The 20,575-nt window shown below is 68.1% G+C and carries 19 protein-coding genes and 5 pseudogenes; 10 read left to right on the forward strand and 14 right to left on the reverse strand.

The window, feature by feature from the left end; all coding sequences use genetic code 11:
- Nucleotides 1–174: 174 nt before the first annotated feature.
- Together ABZ078_RS13865 and ABZ078_RS13870 are read right to left on the reverse strand one after the other, a co-directional pair.
- Nucleotides 175–966 (reverse strand): ABC transporter permease, encoded by a 792-nt coding sequence (locus ABZ078_RS13865; protein ID WP_356574878.1) that lies wholly within the window; start codon nt 964–966, stop codon nt 175–177.
- A complete protein-coding gene (locus ABZ078_RS13870; RefSeq protein ID WP_356574880.1) occupies nt 963–1,925 on the reverse strand; it encodes an ATP-binding cassette domain-containing protein in 963 nt (320 codons plus the stop codon). The genes ABZ078_RS13865 and ABZ078_RS13870 overlap by 4 nt, the downstream gene beginning before the upstream one ends.
- A gap of 211 nt (nt 1,926–2,136) precedes the next feature.
- Here ABZ078_RS13870 and ABZ078_RS13875 point away from each other — a divergent pair, with 211 nt between their 5' ends.
- Together ABZ078_RS13875 and ABZ078_RS13880 are read left to right on the forward strand one after the other, a co-directional pair.
- A complete protein-coding gene (locus tag ABZ078_RS13875; protein ID WP_356574882.1) occupies nt 2,137–2,874 on the forward strand; it encodes a helix-turn-helix domain-containing protein in 738 nt (245 codons plus the stop codon).
- A 264-nt stretch (nt 2,875–3,138) separates the two neighbouring features.
- Entirely contained in the window at nt 3,139–3,804 is a 666-nt protein-coding gene (locus tag ABZ078_RS13880) for a maleylpyruvate isomerase family mycothiol-dependent enzyme (protein ID WP_356574884.1), read from the forward strand.
- Nucleotides 3,805–3,821: 17 nt separating this feature from the next.
- On the opposite strand, the gene ABZ078_RS13885 is transcribed toward ABZ078_RS13880, so the two are convergent.
- Nucleotides 3,822–4,268: a hypothetical protein gene (locus ABZ078_RS13885; protein WP_356574886.1), complete on the reverse strand. Its 447-nt coding sequence runs from the start codon at nt 4,266–4,268 to the stop codon at nt 3,822–3,824.
- Nucleotides 4,269–4,344: 76 nt separating this feature from the next.
- Here ABZ078_RS13885 and ABZ078_RS13890 point away from each other — a divergent pair.
- A pseudogene (locus ABZ078_RS13890) lies at nt 4,345–5,020 on the forward strand (site-specific integrase); the annotation flags it as partial.
- Nucleotides 5,021–5,156: 136 nt separating this feature from the next.
- Here ABZ078_RS13890 and ABZ078_RS13895 read toward each other — a convergent pair.
- From ABZ078_RS13895 to ABZ078_RS13920, 6 genes and pseudogenes are all read right to left on the reverse strand, one after another.
- Nucleotides 5,157–5,507: a hypothetical protein gene (locus ABZ078_RS13895; RefSeq protein WP_356574887.1), complete on the reverse strand. Its 351-nt coding sequence runs from the start codon at nt 5,505–5,507 to the stop codon at nt 5,157–5,159.
- Nucleotides 5,504–6,007, reverse strand: a complete 504-nt coding sequence (locus tag ABZ078_RS13900; RefSeq protein WP_356574889.1) for a DUF6232 family protein — start codon at nt 6,005–6,007, stop codon at nt 5,504–5,506. Before ABZ078_RS13900 ends, ABZ078_RS13895 begins: the two co-directional genes overlap by 4 nt.
- Nucleotides 6,008–6,215: 208 nt before the next feature.
- A pseudogene (locus ABZ078_RS13905) lies at nt 6,216–6,404 on the reverse strand (Tn3 family transposase); the annotation flags it as partial.
- Nucleotides 6,398–7,246 (reverse strand): MerR family transcriptional regulator, encoded by an 849-nt coding sequence (locus ABZ078_RS13910; RefSeq protein ID WP_356574891.1) that lies wholly within the window; start codon nt 7,244–7,246, stop codon nt 6,398–6,400. The gene ABZ078_RS13910 and the pseudogene ABZ078_RS13905, both read right to left, overlap by 7 nt.
- A 15-nt stretch (nt 7,247–7,261) precedes the next feature.
- Nucleotides 7,262–7,720, reverse strand: coding sequence for an ABC transporter permease (locus tag ABZ078_RS13915; RefSeq protein ID WP_356574893.1), 459 nt, complete (start codon nt 7,718–7,720; stop codon nt 7,262–7,264).
- Between the two features lie 307 nt (nt 7,721–8,027).
- Nucleotides 8,028–8,282 (reverse strand): annotated as a pseudogene (locus ABZ078_RS13920) (ABC transporter ATP-binding protein); the annotation flags it as partial.
- A gap of 203 nt (nt 8,283–8,485) precedes the next feature.
- Between ABZ078_RS13920 and ABZ078_RS13925 the strand changes: the two are divergent.
- Together ABZ078_RS13925 and ABZ078_RS13930 are read left to right on the forward strand one after the other, a co-directional pair.
- Nucleotides 8,486–8,926 (forward strand): transposase, encoded by a 441-nt coding sequence (locus ABZ078_RS13925; RefSeq protein ID WP_356574895.1) that lies wholly within the window; start codon nt 8,486–8,488, stop codon nt 8,924–8,926.
- Between the two features lie 56 nt (nt 8,927–8,982).
- On the forward strand, nt 8,983–9,945 hold the full coding sequence (locus ABZ078_RS13930) for an aminoglycoside phosphotransferase family protein (protein WP_356574896.1): 963 nt from the start codon (nt 8,983–8,985) through the stop codon (nt 9,943–9,945).
- A gap of 400 nt (nt 9,946–10,345) precedes the next feature.
- Here ABZ078_RS13930 and ABZ078_RS13935 read toward each other — a convergent pair.
- From ABZ078_RS13935 to ABZ078_RS13955, 5 genes and pseudogenes are all read right to left on the reverse strand, one after another.
- Nucleotides 10,346–10,537: pseudogene (locus tag ABZ078_RS13935) on the reverse strand (DNA-binding protein); the annotation flags it as partial.
- 69 nt (nt 10,538–10,606) lie between these two features.
- Nucleotides 10,607–11,355 (reverse strand): annotated as a pseudogene (locus ABZ078_RS13940) (PfkB family carbohydrate kinase).
- 156 nt (nt 11,356–11,511) lie between these two features.
- Entirely contained in the window at nt 11,512–12,975 is a 1,464-nt protein-coding gene (locus ABZ078_RS13945; protein WP_356574898.1) for a glycoside hydrolase family 32 protein, read from the reverse strand.
- Nucleotides 12,968–14,347, reverse strand: a complete 1,380-nt coding sequence (locus ABZ078_RS13950) for a glycoside hydrolase family 172 protein (RefSeq protein WP_356574900.1) — start codon at nt 14,345–14,347, stop codon at nt 12,968–12,970. Before ABZ078_RS13950 ends, ABZ078_RS13945 begins: the two co-directional genes overlap by 8 nt.
- A gap of 91 nt (nt 14,348–14,438) precedes the next feature.
- Nucleotides 14,439–15,443: a LacI family DNA-binding transcriptional regulator gene (locus tag ABZ078_RS13955; RefSeq protein ID WP_356574901.1), complete on the reverse strand. Its 1,005-nt coding sequence runs from the start codon at nt 15,441–15,443 to the stop codon at nt 14,439–14,441.
- Nucleotides 15,444–15,777: 334 nt separating this feature from the next.
- On the opposite strand from ABZ078_RS13955, the gene ABZ078_RS13960 reads away from it, so the two are divergent.
- The 5 genes from ABZ078_RS13960 (at nt 15,778) to ABZ078_RS13980 (ending at nt 20,504) form a co-directional block, all read left to right on the forward strand.
- Nucleotides 15,778–17,223, forward strand: a complete 1,446-nt coding sequence (locus ABZ078_RS13960; protein ID WP_356574903.1) for an extracellular solute-binding protein — start codon at nt 15,778–15,780, stop codon at nt 17,221–17,223.
- A 62-nt stretch (nt 17,224–17,285) separates the two neighbouring features.
- Nucleotides 17,286–18,161, forward strand: a complete 876-nt coding sequence (locus ABZ078_RS13965) for a sugar ABC transporter permease (RefSeq protein ID WP_356574905.1) — start codon at nt 17,286–17,288, stop codon at nt 18,159–18,161.
- Nucleotides 18,158–19,063 carry a carbohydrate ABC transporter permease gene (locus tag ABZ078_RS13970; protein ID WP_356574906.1) on the forward strand — a complete coding sequence of 302 codons (906 nt, stop codon included), beginning with the start codon at nt 18,158–18,160 and terminating at the stop codon, nt 19,061–19,063. The genes ABZ078_RS13965 and ABZ078_RS13970 overlap by 4 nt, the downstream gene beginning before the upstream one ends.
- 38 nt (nt 19,064–19,101) lie before the next feature.
- Nucleotides 19,102–19,296 (forward strand): hypothetical protein, encoded by a 195-nt coding sequence (locus tag ABZ078_RS13975; RefSeq protein WP_356574908.1) that lies wholly within the window; start codon nt 19,102–19,104, stop codon nt 19,294–19,296.
- Between the two features lie 26 nt (nt 19,297–19,322).
- Nucleotides 19,323–20,504 (forward strand): NosD domain-containing protein, encoded by a 1,182-nt coding sequence (locus ABZ078_RS13980; RefSeq protein WP_356574910.1) that lies wholly within the window; start codon nt 19,323–19,325, stop codon nt 20,502–20,504.
- The last annotated feature ends 71 nt before the right edge of the window (nt 20,505–20,575 follow it).

Here is a 20,575-nt window from a genome sequence, read left to right on the forward strand (position 1 = left end):
TCGTCACCATCGATGCGCTTGCCGTAGTCGTCCTGTCGGCTGCCAGGTTACTCAGGACTGCGACAATGCGCGTTACTAACGCGCATGGCCGGGCCGCCCGACCCCCGAGCCGGCCTCGAATCCGAGCGGACTCATCTCGACCGCTAGGTGGTCAAAAGGCGGCAGCTGAGCCGCTCACTGCGTGGGCTCGCGGTTGTAGAGCTTCCTGGCCCACAGGTAGCCGCCCAGGGCGATCAGGGCGCACCAACCGAGGGCGAGATTCGCGTTGTTGCCGATCGGGGTGCCCATCAGCAGCCCGCGCAGGGTCTCGATGAACGGGGTGAACGGCTGGTAGTCGGCGAACCATTGGAGCCCGGCGGGCATCGAGTCGGTGGGGACGAATCCGCTGCCCATCATCGGCAGGATCATCAGTGGCGTCAGCATGTTGCTCGCGGCCGCGACGCTCTTGGCCATGATGGCCAGCGCGACCGACAGCCAGGTGAGCGCGAAGATGATCAGCACGAGCACGCCGATCACGCCGAGCCATTCACCGAAGTCCGCGGTGGGCTCGAAGCCCACCAGCAGGGCGACGCCGGTGACGATGGTCATGCTCAGCAGGGTCTGGGTCAGGCTGCCGAGCACGTGGCCGGTGAGCACCGAGACCCGGGCGATGGCCATGGTGCGGAACCGGGCGACGATGCCCTCGGTCATGTCGATGGCCACCGAGATCGCGGTGCCCTGGGCCGCGGTGGCCGCGGTCATCAGGATGACGCCGGGGACGACGTAGTTCACGTAGGTGTCCCGGCCGCCCGACGGCCCGCCGAGGCCGCTGCCGAGGATGCCGCCGAGGACGTAGACGAACAGCAGCAGGAAGACCACCGGGACCCCGGCGGCGGTGAGGGTGAGCGTCGGGTAGCGCAGCATGTGCCGTAACTGGCGGCGCAGCATGGTCGCCGAGTCGCTGAAGGCGTGGGTGGCGGTGCTCATCGGGCGGGCTCCTGTTCCGCGACGGGGTTGCCCGTCAGTGCGAAGAAGACGTCGTCGAGATCGGGGGTGTGGACCTGGAGTTCGTCCACGGTGAGCGAGGCGCGGTCGAGCCGGTCGAGGAGTGCGCGGAGCGACGGGACGTCGCCCCGGCCGGCGACCTGCAGGGTCAGGGCCTGATCGTCGCGGGACATCACGTCCAGCGTCCGTGCCGCGTAGTCGAGGTCGCGCGCGTCGGTGAACCGCAGGGTGATGTGGCCGCCGCCGACCTGCCGCTTGAGCTCCTCCGCCGTGCCCTGTGCGACGAGCTTTCCCTGGTGCAGCACCGCGATCCGGTCGGCAAGCTGGTCGGCCTCCTCCAGATACTGCGTGGTGAGGAAGACAGTGACCCCTTCGTCGGCCACCAGACGGCGGATGATCTCCCACATGGTCCGCCTGCTGCGCGGGTCGAGGCCGGTGGTCGGTTCGTCCAGGAAGATCACTCGGGGTCGGCCGACCAGCGTCATCGCCAGGTCCAGGCGGCGACGCATCCCGCCGGAGTACGTCATCGCGGGCTTGCGGGCCGCGTCCACCAGGTCGAACCGCGCCAGCAGGTCGGTGGCACACCGCCGCCGTTCCCGGCGGGGCAGGTGGTGCAGGTCGGCCATCAGCAGCAGGTTCTCCTCGCCGGTGAGAAAGCCGTCAACCGCGGAGAACTGGCCGGTGACGCCGATCGCAGCACGGACCGCATCCGGATCACGGACCACGTCGTGGCCGGCGACCCGCATCTCCCCGGCGTCGGCCCGGATCAGCGTCGAAAGGATCTGCACCATCGTGGTCTTACCCGCGCCGTTCGGGCCGAGCAGCGCGAAGACCGATCCTGCGGGGATGTCGAGGTCGATGCCGTTCAGCACCACGTGGTCGCCGTACGCCTTGCGTACAGCGGTCGCCGAGAGGGCGGGGGGACCGAGGTCGGTGGTCATGGGGGTTCGCTTCCGTCGATGAGCTGTCAGCCAGCCTTCATGGCTCAGTAATAGTTGCGTTGCATACAGAGATTCGTCAAATGCATTTACGTGAAGCAACGACATAAGCACAGGTAAGCGAAGCAAATCGTTGCATGACGGTTGCCGGGTAATGCAACGGTAGGGCGTTGCATTAAGCTGGTTCGGACGTCGAACAGTGGAGGACGCCCCGATGCCCGGCGACCGACTCACGCTCCAGGACCGGCAGCAGATCGCCGCGGGGCTGCGCGAGGGACTGACCTACGCCGCCATCGGCCGCCGCATCGGGCGGCCGACCTCGACCGTCACCCGCGAGGTGATGCGCAATGGCGGGCCGCGCGGCTACCACGCCGAGGCGGCGCACCACGTGGGCGGCGCCGGGCACGCGCGTCAGCGCAGGGCCCCCTCGCCGACGCCCTCACCGGGAAGGGCCGACCTCGGCGGGCGCGATCCGCGGATCGCGGACGAGGTGGGCGCGCAGAGCGTGGAGCTGATGATTCAGGCCGGGCTCCCGCAGATGATGGCCAAGGTGCTCGCCGCGATCTTCACCACCGACAGCGGCAGCCTCACCTCCGCGGAACTCGTGCGACGCCTGCAGGTCAGTCCCGCCTCCATCTCCAAGGCCATCGGCTACCTGGAGAACCAGGCACTCATCAAACGCGAACGCGACCCCCACAGCCGCGCCGAGCGCTACGTCATCGAAGACGACGCGGTGTTCACATCCATCATGGCCGGCGCGCGCAACCAGACCCGGATCGCCGAAGCCTGCGCGGCCGGAGCCCGGAAGCTCGGCGTCACCACCCCTGCCGGTGCCCGACTGGAGAACACGAGCCAGTTCCTCCGCCACGTCATCGACGACCTGGTCCGCTCGGCCGAGCACTGGCACAAGGTCTACTCCACCCGCCCTCGACAGACACCGGAAACCGATTGAGCGGGTCACGCCGGCCGCAGGTCTCGCCGCATGCTTCCGTCACGATATCCACCGTCACGCTTGACGGCCCCGTTCTCTTATAACTCCGGCCAGGTGGCGCGTAGCGCTGCATATGCTCAGTGGCGGGCCGCAATGGAGGAAAGTTGCTCACGGGCGGTGACTTTGCTCCGGAGTATCGGTCTTCCTCACGAACCGCCCGTGCCGGATGCCCAGACCGGCCGGGTGGGACGTTGGAGTACGCCCCCGTGACAGGAGATTCTCCGTATGACTGATCCGGCAGTGACAGTGGCCCGCGGCCGCAGGACCGGGGTCTGGCCCTTGATTCACGCTGAGCGAGCAGCGTTGGCGGTCGATCTCGCAGACATGGCTGACGAGCAGTGGGAAACTCCCTCGTTGTGCACCGGTTTGACGGTGCGTGAGGTGCTTGCGCACCTCACCGCGGGCGCGAGCCTCAACGCCGTGCGCTGGATGGCAGGGGTGATCCGTTGCCGGTTCGACTTCGACAAGCAGGTGGCCATGCGGCTGGCCGAGCAGTTGGGCACGACCCCGGCCGAGACTCTTGAGCGGTTCCGGCGCGTCGTCCCGAGCACCACCAAGCCGCCCTTGCCTGGCATAGCCATGCTGGGCGAGACGATCGTGCACGCAGAAGACATCCGGCGTCCGCTGGGCGTCCGCCGCGACTACCCGAGCGAGGTAGTCACCCGGGTGGCCGAGTACTACCAAGGTTCGGACCTTGTGGTCGTTGCCAAGGGACGCATCGACGGGCTGAAGCTCGTCGCGGATGACGGTCCTTTCACGACCGGTTCGGGGCTGCTCGTGTCCGGCCCCACCGTGGCCTTGGTGATGGCCATGACCGGACGTGCGGCGTACTGGGAAGAACTCGAAGGCGACGGTGTGGAACTCCTTCGCAGTCGCTGCGGGACAGTGTGACCTCGCGGCCGTTCGGGTCAGTGGCGGCTGGTGTCCCGTGCCCCCATGGGCAGTGGCTCATCCACCTGCGGAGCCGGGCCAGCGGGCGCCGTGGCGTTGCTCGCGATGAGTGTGGCGACGCCTTCGGGGTTGCCGAGCCGATACTCGATCTGTGCGGCTGTCCGAGCTCCGTCCAGCAGACCGGCGCCGTCAGCGAACACCTCCACCAGACGATCAGCGACGTCAGGGCGGTGCACCCGCGGATGCCGGCAGCCGGCCAGCCACCGCACGTTCGCCATCAGCACCGCGTCCGGCGTCCCGAACCGCGCAAAGTCCCAGCCCACCGACCGGCAGGCCGCCGCAGTCACCGCGAACTTCGCCGCGTCCCCCGGCGCGGTCAGCTCATCGGGGCGCACGTCCCGGGGTGCGGCCGGCGGGGCGGGTCGGAAGTCGTTCCACAGATAACGCCCCATTGTCTGTGGCATCGCCGGAGCCGGCCTGCGGCGACGTCGCCGCGCCGCTGCGCGAAGCAACCCCGTTATCTGTGGCAAGGGGGAAGCGGTGCCCGCCGTCATCCAGCTCCGGTCCGGGAAGGCGCTGACCGTCCGGTCGGCGGCCGACGTCTTCCTCCGCTCGCTCGCCAATCCGAACACCGCCCGCGGCTACGGCACCGGTGTCGGGAAGACCGCCGAACGGCCCGGCGGTGCCGGCCTGGGTGAAGCGGATGACGCCGCCGGACTCTGAGATCCGGCCCGGCCGAAGCTGGCCGTCGACCGGCTGATCGCCCGCCGGGAGGTTCCGCTGCGGGAGAAGACGCTGTGGCGGATGCTCTACGAGACCTGCGCGCGGACGGAGGAGATCCTCGGGGTGAACGCGGACGGAGGAGATCTTCGGGGTGAACATCGAGGAGCTGGACCTGCCGGGGCGCCGGGCGCTGGCGAAGGCCAAGGGCGCCGCCGCCCCGGCGCCGGGGCGGGCGGGAGCGGGAGGACTTCGTGCTGGAGACGGTCTACTGGGACGCCGGCACCGCGCGGCTGCTGCCCCGTCTGCTGCGCGGCCGCGCCCGCGGCCCGGTCTTCGTCACCCACCGCCGCCCCGGCCCGGGGAAGGTGATCGCACCGCGCGACGTGTGCCCGGACACCGGGCTGGCTCGGCTGTCGTACGGGCAGGCCCGTGCCCTGCTGGATGCCCACACCTCGGTCGGCGGGGCGCGGGCACGGGCACGGGCTGGGACCTGCTCGCGCCGGGGGACAGCAGACGGTGAGGCTCTACAGGCCGGGGACGCCGTGGGAACTCGGCCGCTGTCTCAAGGCCCGGATTCGCTGCTTTGCCCACGGCGTAGGCCATGACCGTACCCACCAAGGGCAGGCCCGTCAGCCCAGCAGCCCGAGCAGCCGCTCCAGCGCCTCCACGACGGGCCTGCCCACCTCGCCCACGCTCGCCGCGATCTGCGCGACGGATGCCAGGATCATGCCGCGCTCACGCAGGGCGGCCCGGTCGGGGGTGAGCGCGGGCAACGCGTTCTCCACGGTCTGAGCTTGGTCCGGGGTGAGCTCCGGGCGCAGGTCCTTGAGGAGGCGGGTGAGGTCTCTCACGGCGGCCCGCAGCTCGGTGTCCTGAGCGGTGCCGTCGTTGTGGACGACGGTGCCGTGGTTGATCCCCGTGTTTCCCCTGCCGCCGTTCATGTTGACAATGGAACCGAAGTTGTTCGATGTGTCGCTCATAGTTTGATCCCCGTGTTTCCCCTGCCGCCGTTCATGTTGACGACGGAACCGAAGTTGTTCGTGGTGTTGTACTGCTCGAGGACGGTGGAGAACTCGTATTCCGGGTGGTCGATCGCGTACACGATCTGCCCGGCGATCGCCCGCAGTTCGTCCATGGTCGGCAGGGTCAAAACCACCCTGGAACCGCTGTTCAGCTCGACGACCAGCACCGGCTTCCTCGGCCAGAGCAGGACGGCCCAGATAACGGCCAGGGTGAACAGGGTCAGAACGCCCGGGGCAGGGCCGCCGCCCCTGTCCGTGGAGTCGAGCCGGGCGGAGACCAAGAAGGCGACGACCACTAACAGCAGGGCGTAGACGCCAACCTTGCCCCAGGCGGGCTTCAGCCTGAACACTTCGACCCAGCTGACATTGCGCAACGGAGCCGCCGCCGACCCCACCCACAGGATGTGCCGCTGGACCCGGAGTTCCAGCCGCTTTCCCCTGCGGGGAGGCAGCGGCATCGGCGGTATCTGAGGAGGCGGCTGCGGCGGCTGAGACGGGGGCCGGGGCGGAAGCTGTGGCGGAGGCCCGGGAGGTGGTACGCCGATGCCGCCTGTGTGATCCATGGTCCCCCCGTGCTGTCGTCACGACCACCCGCGCAGTGCGTGGCGCGGGAGCATCATTAAGCCTGTGTGGGGTCGTGGGACGGCAGACGAGATACGGCCAATATCATTGGCACTCGTCGGCGGCGTCCGGGTCCCGCAGCGGCCTCAGACCGCCGGGCAGGTCGGGAAGCTGGAACGAGTACCGGCCCAGCATGTTGATGTGGTGCCGCACGAACGGCGACAGCCGCGCGACGTCCTGCTCCCGCACCTCGAACCCGTCGGCCCGCAGTTGGTCGAGGGCGGCGTTCATGTAGCCAGCACAAGCACCCCAGAACAGACGTCACGCCAGACCCCGGACCTGCTTTCAAGATGGCGGCAGCTCAGTGTTGAGCCTCTCGGCAGGCCGCGCTCGATGCGGGTCCAGCCACTCCAGCCACGCTCCTTCAGAATCGCCAGCACCAGTTCGGCGCCCGGTGCGGACTCAAGCATGGTTGAGTCCATCAGGGCGACGAACTGATCGTCGAAGCCGTCGGCACCCACCTCGCCAGCCTCCACGGCGCGAATCATCAGGCGCTCCAGGATGTCGGCGACCTCGACGATCCGTGGATCGCCGGCCCGCCAGTCGGGCTCCCCGGTGAAGAAGCTGTAGAGCCTCACCATGTCGGGGTGGTCCAGTTCCTCGTGCTTCTTGGCAATCACGGAGTCGATCAGGTCCGGCACCTGCGCGGCGATCATGATCCAGGCATCCCGCTCCAGCTCGATGTACCGCTCCCCGACGCCGAGACCACGCAGCCGGTCGAGGTAGCCCACAACACTCTGCGGAAGCGCCAGGTGCTCTCCGGCGGCGAGCCGGGCGAGTCGGCTGCGGGTGTCCTGCAGCCGCCGGATCTCGGCGCGCAGATCCTTGTCGATCTCCTGGACGCCGCCGGCGAACTCCTCCGGGCCGGCGTCGAGGAGTTCCTGCACCCTGGCCAGCGGCACGCCTGCATCAGCCAGGGTGCGGATCCGGATCAGTCGCACGACCGCGGCGGCATCGTAGGTCCGGTACCCGGACCGGTCGCGCTCGGGCTCGGGCAGCAGCCCAACCTTGTGGTAATGGCGTACCGCCCGCACCGTCACCCCGGCGTACGCCGCAAGCTGGCTGATGGTGAGCATGGGTCTCAGCCTGCCTCAGGCGATCTTCCGGCGATAGGCGATCACCGCGAAGACGTACGCCACGACGAGGATGCCGACGCACCAGGTGAGGGCGGTCCAGATGTCGTCGCCTACCGGCTGCCCTGTGAACAGAGCACGCAGCGTGTTGACGATCGACGTCACCGGCTGATGTTCGGCGAACCAGCGCACCGGGCCGGGCATCGTCTTTGTGGGCACGAACGCCGAGCTGACGAACGGCAGGAAGATGAGCGGGTAGGCGAACGCGCCCGCTCCCTCGACCGACGACGCGGAGAGCCCAGGGATCACGGCGAGCCAGGTCAGCGCCAGAGTGAACAAGAGCAGGATGCCGGCGACCGCGAGCCATGCCGACACTCCTGCCCCTGAGCGGAATCCCATGAGCACAGCGACGCCCACGACGAGCACGAGCGCGATCAGGTTGGCGACCAGAGAGGTGACGACATGGGCCCACAGCACCCGACCGCGCGATCGGCATGGACTGGAACCGCTCGAAGATTCCGCTCTTCACATCGGTGAACAGCCGGTACGCGGTGTAGGAGATGCCCGATGCGATGGTCATGAGCAGGATGCCGGGCAGCATGTAGTTCACGTACGAAACCGGCCCGGTATCGATGGCGCCGCCGAATACGTAGACGAACATCAGCATCATGGCGACCGGCGTGATGGCGGTCGTGATGATGGTGTCCATGCTGCGTGTGACGTGGCGTAGGGTCCGCCCCGTGAGCGCGGCCGTGTCGCTGAAGAAGTACGCGGTCATCGTTGTCCCCCCAGTTGTCGTGCCGGTGGCGTCGCTCTTGTCGCCACCGCCGATAACTGCGAGGAAGATCTCCTCCAGAGTCGGCTGCTTCTCGACGTACTCGACCTTGGCCGGCGGGAAGAGTTGCTTGAGCTCGGCGAGGGTGCCGTTCACGATGATCCGGCCCTGGTGGAGGATCGCGATCCGGTCGGCCAGCTGATCGGCCTCGTCCAGATACTGCGTGGTGAGCAGCACCGTCGTTCCGTGGCCGGCGAGCTCCTGACCAGGTGAGGGCCGGTACAGGGAGGCGACCTGGCAGGAGGTAAAACCCTCCGGGCGACGACCGGTGCGTTCATCTGCTTCGAGGACGAAGCGGGCGTGACCGGTAGGCCGCCCAAGGGCCGCACCTGGGGCCGGCGCGGCATCACCCCGAGGGCCAAGGTGTCCGGCCGCAGCCGCGGACGGCTCTCGGTGACCGGGCTGGGATGCTGTGCTTCCGGCCGGGCCTGCCCGCCCGTCTGTGCTACCGGCTGCGTCGGCATACCGGCCGCAAGGGCGAGCGTCGCTCGCTGGGCGAGACGGACTACATCCGCCTGCTGGATGGCGCCCACCAACTGCTCAAGACCCCGCTGATCGTGGTGTGGGACCGGCTGAGCACCCACATCTCCAAGACGATGAAGGCACTCGTGGCCGAGCGGGACTGGCTGACGGTGATCCTGCTGCCCGGGTACGCGCCCGCCCTCAACCCGGTGGAGGGCCTGTGGGCGCACATCAAACGGAGCCTGGCCAACCTGGCCGCCCGCACCCTCAGCGAGCTGGAGACTCTGCTCCGCAAGCGGCTCAAGGCGCTGCAGTACCGGCACCGCCTCCTCGGCGGATTCCCAGCCGGAACAGGGCTCGCTCTCGACAGACCGGACGGACCCTGATGCCGAAGTCGGTAAAACATTCGCGGGTTCCGCCGTCCGGATGATGAGGTGGCACGGTGACCAACCACGATGAGGCGGCGGCGGTCCGACCTTTGACACTGGCTTGGGTGAACCGGCACCTGGAGGTCGGCGAACGGATCATCAGAACCGAGGCGCTGCACGGCGGCATCACTGCCGAAATGCGGAGGCTGACCATCGGCACGCGGGCCGGAGGCACCCGTGACCTGGTGCTGCGGACCTACGTCAACCCGTTCTACGTGGAGCACGCCGAGGACGGGCTGAACAGGGAGGCCGGCGCCCTGACCCTGCTCCCGGGGACCGGCGTGCCGGCTCCTGAACTGGTCGCGGTTGATTTGACCGCCGCGCGGTGCGAGTATCCATCGCTCCTTATGACACATCTGGCGGGCCGACCGGTCCTCGACGATGAGGGACTGGAGACGCGAGTCCCTTTGCTGGCCCGTCAACTCGTGGCGATCCACGCGTTGCGACCCGCCGAGCGGCCCCGAAAGTATGTGACGTTGACGACCGCCGACACCGTCGTGACTCCGAAGGGTGCCGACGCGACGGTATGGGCCGCGGCGATCGACGTGATCCGCAAGCCCGCGCCGCCCTATGAAGGGCGATTCCTGCACCGGGACTTCCAACCCGGCAACGTGCTGTTCGACGTGCCACCCTCAAGGCCGGCAGGTGCCCGGATCACCGGAGTCGTCGACTGGGCAGCGACCTCCTGGGGCCCGGCGGATCTCGATGTAGCGCACTGCTCCGTCAATCTCGCACTGCTGCACGGACCGGAGTGGGGCCTGCGGTTCCCCGAGGCGTATGAGGAGGCCGGTGGGGTGCTGGCCACGGCCGCGAGCGAGCGACTGTACTGGCTGGTACGGGACGGGATGGCCGCCTCAGAAGAAGTGCAGTCGGTGTCGCAGCCATGGCGGGAGGCAGGGCGGACAGAGCTGACGACGCGAGCCGTGGAGGAGCGACTGGATGCCTACGTCACCGCCCTGATGGACACGCTGGGCTGAGCCAAGACGGTCCGGGCCGACCCGGCCTCATCGTCCAGCGCTCAACCGACACCACACCACACCCGCTCGCATTGTGCTGCACAAGACCTCGGCCTTCACAGGCGAGGAGACAGGCGGCTTCCAGGATGCCCGATCGGCATCAAACCCGTCACTCCCGCCCGGGACCCGCGCGAACTGGCGGCCGAAGTCCTTGCCCTGACCAAGACGAACTGGCACCAGACCCGCCTGGACGGACGGCTCCCCGTAACCCTGCGCACCGCTAACCAGGTCAAGTCCGTCCTGCGCTTCTGCCCGCCCGACCAGGCTGTCGCCACCCGCTACGCCCACTACATGTGAAGCAAACGGCCGGGCGGCTGCGGATGCGAGCGGTGCTTCGGCCGCAAGCGGTAACTGGCGGACGTCAGATCTTGATGACGGTGGCGCGCCTGCCGCACAGCATGGTGAGGTCCTCCGGGTCAAAGGTCAGGATCGTGACGGGTCCGGGGGCGGCGAGGGCGGTGGCACTGAGCATGGCGTCGATGGCGCACTTGCGGCCGTGCAGGGTGGCATCGGCGAGGAGGGCGGCAGCGTGACGGGCGAGGGGTTCGGTGACCCGTAAGTGATCGTTGTGTAGCCGGCGAAACTTCGGCCGGGTTGTTCCGGTTGTGGCTCGGCCGGCCCGTCAGGAGTCGTCGGTGGTCGCGAGGTGCACCAGCTGTCGCCGCCACGGCGGGGTGGGGCCGGGGACCGAGCAGGTCAGGGCTGCGACTCGGGGGGCGAATCGGCAGGCTTCCGTGACGTCGCCGAGTCCGAGACCGATCAGCCGTCCGCCGAGGAATCCGGAGGATGTCCGCGAGGCCGCACCGGTGGGCCAGCCGGTCGTGTAGACCTGCAAATTGACCAGCAGCGGTCGGACGTTGGGGTCGATGCTGATGGTGGCCTGCGGAGCGACCGTCGTCAGGAATTCCTCGACGACCGCCGCGCCGGGCTCACGGACCAGCACCAAGGAGCCGGTGTGCACACAGGTCGTCTCGGACAGGTCCACCTTCGCCAGTTCTTCCGGGGTCCACTGCCAGTCGGCCGTGCTCTGTGCGTGGAAGGAGAACGTTGCCTGTCCCGTGGCGTCCAGCTCCGCCACGGCCGGCGTGCTGGGCTCGGTGGCCGCTATGGCATCCGACAGGTCGACGCCGGACGCCTCCAGATCGGCCCGGAAACAGGTGGCAGATGGGCCCGGAACAGGTGGCCGAACACGTCGCCGGACAGCCGCGCGAGGAAGCGTGCCGGGGTACCGAGACGGGCCAGGGCGACCGTAGTGTTCGCGGGTCCGCCTCCGGGCAGTACCCGCAGCGCGAGTTCGTTCGCGGCCCCTGAGGGTTCGGTGAAGGCGTCGGCGACGCACTCTCCCAGGACGGTGATGTGACGTGGGCTCATGGGGTGCTCGTCTTGCGGAACAGGTGAAGGGGCTTCTCGGTCTCGCCGCTGATCGGCTACGCCGGCAAGGCGGTTACGGAAGTGCCGACGTCAATGGGCCCCACACGGGACGCCCCGCCGAAATCGCTGTGCGTCGGCGGAGCATCCGTGTCGGTGTCAGGTGTCGGCGGGCCGGCCACTGTGTGGTTCGGGCGGTGTCAGGTCCCATGCTCCGACCGTGTACGCGGCGGAGCCGGCGCCCGTGGCGCCCATCTGCACGCGCCAAGGCCCGTCGCCGACGGGGTAGAAGCGCAGGGTGAGTGTTCGGCCGGACGCGGTGAAGATCTCCGCGACCGAGTGGTCCAGCAGGATCCGCAGGGTCGCGGTGGGCCCCTCGGAAGGAAGGCGCCAAGTGCCGCCTTTCGCACGGGGGTCGAGCGAGGCGTGCTCGCGGTCGACGACCAGTTCGCCGGTGACCGGGTGGTGGACGATGTCGAGGTACTCGGTCCCGTCCGGTGAGGTGAGCAGCCGGAGGCGTCCGCCGCGATCGAGGGTCACGGTCAGGTCGGTGGCCCGGGCCACTTCGCCGAGGTCCACCGGCTGCTCGGCGCTCGCCTTGCCTGCGGCGGCGATACGGCGTTCGCCGCGCAGGGCGAGCAGCTCGCGGACCGGCCGCTGGACCAGCTCGCCGTCCGTACCCGGTGCCAGTTCGCGGGGCAGGGAGAGCATTCCGGCCCAGCCGGCCTCGTCGGTCCAGGTGCTGGGGGCGCCGACGCGTTCCTCGTCCCGGGCTTCCCAGATCCAGGCCCACATCAACCAGCGGCCATCGGGAGCACGGAGCAGGGCGGGGGCGTAGAAGTCCGGCCCGTGGTCGAGGAGCCGGGGCGCCGTGGCTCGGAATACGCCGTCCTCCTCGCGGCCCGGCCAGTAGACCGTGCAGCTGGCACCCTCCTGGGGGTCCCAGGCGCTGGCGAGGACGGCCCCCGTGCCGTCGGGGAAGGCGGCGTACTGCGCGCACTCCCAGCCTTCTCCGGTGTTGCGCCCGTCGGGCAGGGGCTGGGCTGGGCGGGCGAGGAAAACGCCCTGGTACGACCACTCGTCGAGGTCGTCGGAGGTGTACTCCACGGCCGCTCCCCGGCCGTCGGCGAGGGCGGCGCCGACGAGCATCCGCCACCTGTCGCCGTCCCGCCACACATAGGGGTCGCGGAACATCGTCGTACCCTCAGGCGCTTCTGGGGTCAGCAGCCGGCCGCGTTTGGTGAAGGTCGTACCGCCGTCGTACGACACCGCCGAGGTCACCGGCTGGTGCCAACGGCCGGGATGGCGAGCCGAGTAGAAGGCGGTCAGGTGGCCGTCGTGCGATACGGCGTTGCCCGACCAGACGCCGCCCTCGTCGTCACCGCCAGGGGTGGGCGCCAGGGCCACCGGCAGGAGCTCCCAGTGGATGAGGTCCGGGCTGCGGAAGTGGCCCCAGTGCATGTCGGCATGGCGGGCGCTGTGCGGGTTGTACTGGAAGAACACGTGGTAGTGGCCGTCGTGGAAGACCAGGCCGTTGGGATCGTTGATCCAGTGCGCCGGCGGTCGGAGATGGACGGCCGGGAAGTGCGTGTCGAGCGATACCGCCGCCTGGGTCTCAGTCATCGGCGCGCTCGTCATAACGGCGGCGCACGGCCGCGGCCTGCTTGATGTTGGCCTCGGACTCCTGGAGCGAGCGCTCGCCACGCTGCCGGGTCCGCTCGGCGAGGTGCTCCATGTGGCGCTCGAAGCGGGCCTGGTACCGCTCGCGCATCACCGCTATCTCCTCGGCGACGGCTCCGGAACGAGAGGCCGGAACCGGCATCGGCTGTCCGGCGGGGCGGACGGGCAGGCGCTGCTCCAGCGGCAGGATGGTGGCCTTGGGGGACGGCAGTGTCTGGTACCAGTAGGCGGTCGAGGCCCAGTCGTCGGCGAGGTGGTTGCCGTGGCCGTGCTCGATCGAAACCTTGATCCGCTCCTCGAAGCGGACCGGATCAGCCACGTGGAAGCGGTAGTTGACCGAGTAGCCGGGGACGTCGGCCTCGTGGAGGACAGCGCCGTGGTAGAGGTAGGCGTTCTTCTGCATCCCCCACGCGTGGTTGAAGTAGTCCTCGGTGCCGGTCCCGTGCAGGGAGGGCGGCCAGCTGGTGGAGCCGTCGGGCAGGAAGTCGTCGTCGATCCAGATCATGTCGTTGCCCTCGCCCCACCAGCTGCCCTGGCGGTGGTGGACGGAGAGGTTGCAGCCGACGTAGTGGCCCTTGCCCTCGGTGTCGAGGATGACGTAATTGTCCTCGCCCGTCACGTCGACGATGTTGACCTCGGGGCTGTTGGTCTGGATGTCGGGGGCCCAGCCGTTGCAGGGGTTGTTGCGGTTCCAGCGGGCGTGGAAGTAGAGGGTGTCCTCGGGCAGGTCATCGGGGAACAGCTCATAGTCGATGTAGAAGTACTGCTGGATCGGCAGGTCGTTCTCGTTGACCAGCTCGATGCGGGCTCGCTTGTTGAACGGCATCGGCGCCCAGCAGTTCAGAGCCGCGCTGCCGCCGAAGATCAACGACTCCTCGGGCTTTGCGGAGACGGTGAACAGGGCCGACTGGTAGCTGTTGGGCATGCAGTGGCCGATGCCGAAGAAGTCGCCGAGCGGGACGAGGACGGCGGGCTCCTCCTCGTCGTCCCAGGTGATGCGGATCAGGACCTTGCGGTAGTAGTCCGGGTCCGGCTCCTCCCAGTTCACCCCGAGCGCGTTGTGGATCTCCATCACCGGGGCCACGGTGTCGGCCTCCAGCGGGTCGATCAGGCCGGGGCCGAGGGTCTTGCGGCAGAACTGGGTCATCCAGATGTGGGTGATGCGCCCGGGGCCTTCGAGGTCGGCCAGGACGCGGCTGGAGTGGGCGGGGGTCGTCCAGTAGTCCTGGTTGCGGCCACGCTGGTCCCAGCTGGAGACACGGGCCGTGCGGGCCCGCGTGGGACGGGTGAGGTGTTCGAGAGAGTGCGAGGACATGGGAAACTGACCCCTTCAGTGATGGTTCGCTGAACTCGGGCGGCGAGAGACTGGACCTCTCTCGCCGCCCCCTTGCTGGTGTGGAGGTGGTTCAGGCCGGGCAGCCGCAGGACTCCCGGTAGGTGATCTCCGGGTCCAGGCGGACGGTGCGCGGGCGGGACGTGAGACTGCCGTCGATACGACTGAGCAGCAGCTCCATCGCCGTGGCTCCGATCTCGTGGGCGGGCTGGACGACCGCGGTGATACCGGGGCGGAACAGATCGGTATGCGGGAAGCCGTCGAAGGTGGCGAAGGCGAAGTCCTCAGGCGTGGTAAGGCCCAGTTCCTTCGCCGCCGCCAGTACGCCCACCGCTGTCTCGGTGCCGGCGGCGACCACCGCCGACGGCCGCTGCTGCCGTAGGACACTCGTCATGCGCTCGCCCGTGTCGTCCGCCCGTCCGCTGCCGGTGACGATCAGGGTTTCGTCGACGTCGATGCCCGCCTCGTAGAGCGCCTCGAGGTAGCCGCGCCGCCGCTCGGAGATGGTGGACACAGCGGTGTCGCCCGCGGCCAGGGCGATCCGCCGGTGGCCGTGCCGTTCCACCAGGTGCAGCACCAACTCCCGCATGGGTGCGGTGTTCTCGACGCCCACCTGATCGGCCTTGACTCCGTAGAGGCGGTCGATGAGGACGACCGGAGTGCCCTGGTCGATGACTGCGGTGATGGCCTCCAGGCGGGACCGGGCGACGGGCGCGATGAGCAGGCCGTCGACCCGGCGCTCGGCCAGGACCTCCAGCGCCCGGGCCTCCAACTCCGCGTCCTCGCCCGAGTTGGCCAGCAGCACGGTCAGGCCGGCGCCCATGGCCTCCCGCTCGACACCGCGGGCCATCGCCGCGAACGCCGGTTCGGACACGTCCGTCAGGATCAGCCCGATGGAGTCGGTGCGTGAGCGGCGCAGGGCGCGGGCCAGGCTGTCGCGCCGGTAGCCCGTGACCCGGATCGCGTCCTCGATCCGGGTGCGGGTCTCGTCGCGGACCGGCCGGGTGCCGTTGATGACGTGGGACACGGTGGACGTGGAAACGCCGGCCATCCGTGCAACGTCGGAGATCGTGGCCACTGCTGCTTCGCCGCCTCCTCGCGTCGTCGGACCCGATCCGTGATCCAGTCCGTAACTGCATAACTCCATCCGGTCCACCGGTCTATGTGGTTGACCGGTTCGCCGTCCACTCGTTTCGCTCACCGAGAGGCTCATCGAAACGATTGCGCAGACCTTCGCACGCCGCAACGCGGACCGTCAATGGCTCTGGCCAGCGCGACTAGTGCACTCCCGGAAACTTCTCAGTCACACGGTATTGACACGCCGGGACTCGCGAGGCACCTTTCATCGAAACGTTTGCGTCAACGGCCGCAGAGCCGCCCCGATGCCGAACATTCGAGCGTACCGGACATCCATGCCGGAGCAGACGGCCTGCACCAACACCGAACATCTCCTCGGAGCCCTGCCACCCCCACGCCGGTTCCGCCTCCCCACCCAGTTCCCGGAAGGCATCAGCACCATGGCGACCTCCCCTCAGCCCGCGACCCCGACGTCGAGACGGCCGTCCGGCATCTCACGCCGACTCCTGCTCACCGCCACCGCGAGCGCCCTGTTCGTCACCGCCACGGCCTGCGGTTCCGCGGTGAACACGGCGGACGGATCCTCGTCGGACGGCCTGATCACGCTGTCCATGCACAACCCGGACAGCAAGACCCAGGACCCGGCGACCTGGCAGATGGTGCAGGAGTTCAACAAGAAGCACCCCGACATGAAGATCAAGCTGGAGGGCCAGCCGGTCGACCAGCACGGGCAGCGGATGACCATCGCCGCGCAGAGCGGCACGCTGCCGGAGATCTTCTGGGTCTACGACTCGCTCGCGAAGACCATGGTCAAGAGCGACGACCTGCTGGACCTGAGCCCGATCCTCGCCGAGAACGACCTCAAGTCGAAGTTCGCCCCGAGCATGCTCGCCGGCTTCCAGCAGGACGGCGTCCAGTACGGCCTGCCGTACCAGGCGCTGGTCACGGGCTTCTACTACAACAAGGCCATCCTGGACGAGCACAAGATCGCCGTCCCGGAGACCTTCGAGGACCTGCTCGCCGCGGTGAAGAAGCTCAAGGCGGCCGGCGTGGTGCCGATCGCGCAGGGTGCGAACAACTCGTCGTTCAGCGTCTGGGCGTTCCTGACCATGCTCGACCGCTTCGGCTACGAGGCGAAGTACCAGGACATCCTGTCCGGCAAGGCGAGCTACGACAACGCCGACTTCCTGCGTCTGTACAAGCACGTGGAGGAGCTCGCGAAGGCCGGCGCCTTCCCGTCGAACATGAACACGCAGACGTACGCCCAGGCTGTCGCCTCCTACACGGACGGCAAGGCGGCCTTCCTGGACGCGGGCGTCTGGGAGGCGGCGAAGATACAGGAGAGCACCGTGGGCAAGGACACCGGCTTCTGGGCCGGGCCGACCTTCTCCGACGGTGTCGGCGAGCAGAAGCTCGTCATGAACGTGCCGTCGGCGCCGTTCGTGGTGAGTGCCAAGGTCAAGGACGACAAGAAGAAGTACGCCGCGGTGAAGGCGTTCATCCAGTTCTACTACAGCGACGCGGGCCAGAAGATCCTCGTCGACAACGCCCAGCCGCCGGTGACCACGTACGAGCCGGACGTCGACGCCGCGAAGAACTCGGTGTTCGCCGCCGTCCTGGCCGAAGCCTCCAAGCCCGGCTGGAAGAGCCCGAAGGCCCAGCCCGATCTGGTCGTCTCCGCGGCCACCGCGAGCGCCATGTACGACAGCTTCTACGGCGTGATGGGCGGCAGCCTCAGCCCCGAAGAGGCCGTGAAGAACGTCCAGAAGACCATCAAGTAGTCACGCTGCCGGCGCCCGCGTGCCGCACGGGGCGGCGCGCGGGCCCGGACGACGGGAACAGCATGAACTGGCTCACCACGCGCCGGCACTTCACCCTCATGGTCGCGCCGGCCCTGATCATCTACAGCCTGTACATGATCTATCCGATCCTGTACTCGCTCTACTACAGCTTCACCAACTTCGACGGCGTCTCTGCCAACGGCTTCGCGGGCCTCGACAACTACCGGCAGATGGGCCAGGACGACGCGTTCTGGACCTCGATGCGCAACACCGGGATCGTCCTCGGCATTGCCCTGTTCCTGCTGATCCCCCTGGGCTTCCTGCTCGCGATCCTGCTCAGCGGCCGGGTGAAGGGCAGTGGTGCGATGCGGGCGCTCGTCTTCGCCCCCGCGATCATCGCGCCGATCCTCGTCGGACTGATCTGGATCTTCATCCTGGACCCGGAGATCGGCTTGGTGAACGCCTTCCTGCTGGCGATCGGGGTGCCCGCGCACCCGCAGTGGATCGGCGGCCCCACCCTCAGCCCGTACTCGATCGGCTTCGTCTACCTGTGGCAGCAGATCGGGTTCGTCCTGACCATCTTCTACGCCGGCCTGCGCATGCTGCCCCGTGACGTGATGGAGGCCAGCAGCCTGGACGGGGCGAGCCGCTGGCAGCAGCTGCGGCACATCCAGATTCCGATGATGCGCGAGACGTTCGGCATCGTCACCGCGCTCGTCGTCACCGGCGTCTTCAAGGTCTTCGAGCTCGTCTACGCCCTCACCGGCGGCGGTCCCGTCCACCTCTCCGAGGTCATGGTCAGCTACATGTACCACATCACCTTCACCACGCAGCAGTACGGCTACGGCATGGCCCTGGCGGTGGTGGTGTTCGTGGTGGGCGCGCTCGCCTCCGCGGCCACGTTCTTCGGCAACCGCCGTAAGGGAGAAGTCCGTTGAGCATCGATACCGAGGTCAAGATGGAGCTCGCGTCCCCGGCGGCTACCGGCGAGACCCCGAGCGGGCCGCGACGCCGCAGCCGCGGCAGGATCGTGGTCTCGGTGGTCGCCTACCTGATCACCTTCGTGATCCTGTTCCCGCTGCTGTGGATCGTGCTGTTGTCGTTCCAGACCAACGACACCATCCTCAACGACCCGTTCTCGCTGGGCAATCTCACCCTGGCCAACTACCAGCAGGCCCTGGAGACCCTGAACCTGCTGGTGATGTACAAGAACACCCTGATCCTGGCCGTCGTCTCGGTCACGGTCGGGCTGGTCATCTCCTACATGGCCGCGTTCGCCCTCACCCGCATGGTCTTCCGCAGCGGCCGGCGCCGCACGCAGAACACCCTGCGCTTCTACTTCCTGGCCGGGCTCGCCATCCCCGTGTACGTCCTGCTGTTCCCGGTGTACCGGCTGGACATCGCCTTCGGTATGTTCGGCACCTACTTCGCGCTGATCCTGCCGTACATCGCCGTCACGATCCCCTTCAACATCCTGCTGCTGACCGGCTTCCTGCGGGACTTCCCCGAAGAGATCGAACAGGCCGCGGTGATGGACGGGGTCGGGCTGTGGCGCATGGCCTGGAAGGTCGTCTTCCCGCTGATGCGGCCGGTCATCGCCACTCTCGCGATCCTCAACGTCATTTACGTCTGGAACGAGTTCCCCTTCGCCGTCACCCTCATCAACGACCCGAACATGACCACCGTCTCCCTCGGCGTCTCTCAGTTCCAGGGCGTCTACAGCGTCAACTACGGCGCCATGATGGCGTCCGCCACCCTCGTCCTGCTGCCGCAGCTGGCGATCTACGCGGCCTTCCAGAAGCAGGTCATCGCGGGTATGACCGCGGGCGCCGTCCGCTGAAGCCTTCTTGTGCCCGTCCCCTTTCCGAAGGAGCCGCCATGCACCCTGCCCAACCACCGGCCCCCTCCCGCCGCACCCTGCTCACAGGAGCCGCGGTGACGGCCCTGACCACCGTGGCGTTCCTGTCCGCCGCACCGCCTCAACCGGCCGCCGCTGCCGTCCCGGAAAAGCCCACGCCCGGCAAGCGCGACGCCAAGGCCCACCCGTATGCCGCGATCGTCGGCCTCCTTTGACCCGACCACCGACCGGAAGGACACCCGTGGCCAACACCGTCTATGACGTCACCACCTTCAACGGCAGCGTCTCCCCGCACACCGACATCGGCAAGGTGATCAACGAGATCATCGCCGACATCAAGTCCAAGCAGACCACCCAGAACACCAGACCCGGCGCCGTCATCTACATCCCGCCGGGTCACTACGACCTGCTCACCCGCGTCGTCATCGACATCAGCTTCCTGACGATCAAGGGCTCCGGACACGGCTTCCTGTCCCGGGCCATCCACGACGACACCTCCGACACCAGCAAGTGGATCGAGGTGCAGCCCGGCTCCAGCCACATCCGGGTCAAGCACACCGACGGCAACAACGAGGCGTTCCTCGTCCAGCGTTCCGGCGCGCCCGCCGAGGTCGGCCGGCTCAACGGCGTCGTCTTCCAGGACTTCTGCATCGACGGCGTAGCCTCCTCCAAGCCGTACGCGGAGGGCAACCACAAGATCGGCATCTCGGTCCAGTCGGACAACGACTCGTTCCGCTTCGAGGGAATGGGCTTCGTCTACCTCACCCAGGCCATGGTCGTCCGGGGCGCGGACGCCTGCAGCTTCACCAACAACTTCGTCGCCGAGTGCGGCACCTCGATCTCCCTCACCGGTGCCTCACAGGTCGCGAAGATCACCAACAACTACCTGATCAGCGCCTGGGCGGGCTACTCCGTCTTCGCGGAGAACGCCGAGGGCATCCTCATCTCCGGCAACACCATCCTGTGGGCCTGCAACATCACCCTCATCAACTCCAACCGCTGCACCATCTCCGCCAACAAGCTGCTGAGCAACTTCCCCAGCATGATCGCCCTGACAAACGGCAGCTCGGAGAACCTGATCTCAGGCAACCACTTCCGTCGCGTCTACGGCGACGGCACCAGCACCCGCTACGACGACCTCTTCGGCCTCGTCCACGTCAACGGCAGCGACAACGCGGTGACCGGCAATCAGTTCTCCTTCTCCGTACCGGCCGGGAACATCAGTCCGTCCGGAGCCGACCCGACGATCATCCTCGTCGCCGGCGGCGACCGTAACTACCTGGCCACCAACAACATCAAGGCCAACCTCGACGTCAAGATCGTGCTCGACGGATCCTCCACCAAGACGAAACTCCTCTACACCGCCCAGAGCGCCCAATTGCAGGCGTACACAGACGACTACGCCCTCGTGGCCACCCCCTGAACAAGCCACACGAGCGCGGGCATGGACTGCACCAGCAGAGTCTCCGTGCCCGCGCACGTGTTTGCGCGAGC

It is taken from the genome of Streptomyces sp. NPDC006385, assembly GCF_040612485.1.
Taxonomy (GTDB): Bacteria; Actinomycetota; Actinomycetes; order Streptomycetales; family Streptomycetaceae; genus Streptomyces.

Bases quoted from the DNA above. Each gene is read 5' to 3' on its own strand.
- ABZ078_RS13880 (WP_356574884.1), top strand. From the start codon at position 3,139: ATGACTGATCCGGCAGTGACAGTGGCCCGCGGCCGCAGGACCGGGGTC.
- ABZ078_RS13960 (WP_356574903.1), top strand. From the start codon at position 15,778: ATGCCGGAGCAGACGGCCTGCACCAACACCGAACATCTCCTCGGAGCC.
- ABZ078_RS13945 (WP_356574898.1), bottom strand. From the start codon at position 12,975: ATGACTGAGACCCAGGCGGCGGTATCGCTCGACACGCACTTCCCGGCC.
- ABZ078_RS13895 (WP_356574887.1), bottom strand. From the start codon at position 5,507: ATGAGCGACACATCGAACAACTTCGGTTCCATTGTCAACATGAACGGC.
- ABZ078_RS13900 (WP_356574889.1), bottom strand. From the start codon at position 6,007: ATGCCGCTGCCTCCCCGCAGGGGAAAGCGGCTGGAACTCCGGGTCCAG.
- ABZ078_RS13910 (WP_356574891.1), bottom strand. From the start codon at position 7,246: ATGCTCACCATCAGCCAGCTTGCGGCGTACGCCGGGGTGACGGTGCGG.
- ABZ078_RS13950 (WP_356574900.1), bottom strand. From the start codon at position 14,347: ATGTCCTCGCACTCTCTCGAACACCTCACCCGTCCCACGCGGGCCCGC.
- ABZ078_RS13885 (WP_356574886.1), bottom strand. From the start codon at position 4,268: ATGCCACAGACAATGGGGCGTTATCTGTGGAACGACTTCCGACCCGCC.
- ABZ078_RS13870 (WP_356574880.1), bottom strand. From the start codon at position 1,925: ATGACCACCGACCTCGGTCCCCCCGCCCTCTCGGCGACCGCTGTACGC.
- ABZ078_RS13875 (WP_356574882.1), top strand. From the start codon at position 2,137: ATGCCCGGCGACCGACTCACGCTCCAGGACCGGCAGCAGATCGCCGCG.
- ABZ078_RS13925 (WP_356574895.1), top strand. From the start codon at position 8,486: ATGCTGTGCTTCCGGCCGGGCCTGCCCGCCCGTCTGTGCTACCGGCTG.
- ABZ078_RS13865 (WP_356574878.1), bottom strand. From the start codon at position 966: ATGAGCACCGCCACCCACGCCTTCAGCGACTCGGCGACCATGCTGCGC.
- ABZ078_RS13975 (WP_356574908.1), top strand. From the start codon at position 19,102: ATGCACCCTGCCCAACCACCGGCCCCCTCCCGCCGCACCCTGCTCACA.
- ABZ078_RS13965 (WP_356574905.1), top strand. From the start codon at position 17,286: ATGAACTGGCTCACCACGCGCCGGCACTTCACCCTCATGGTCGCGCCG.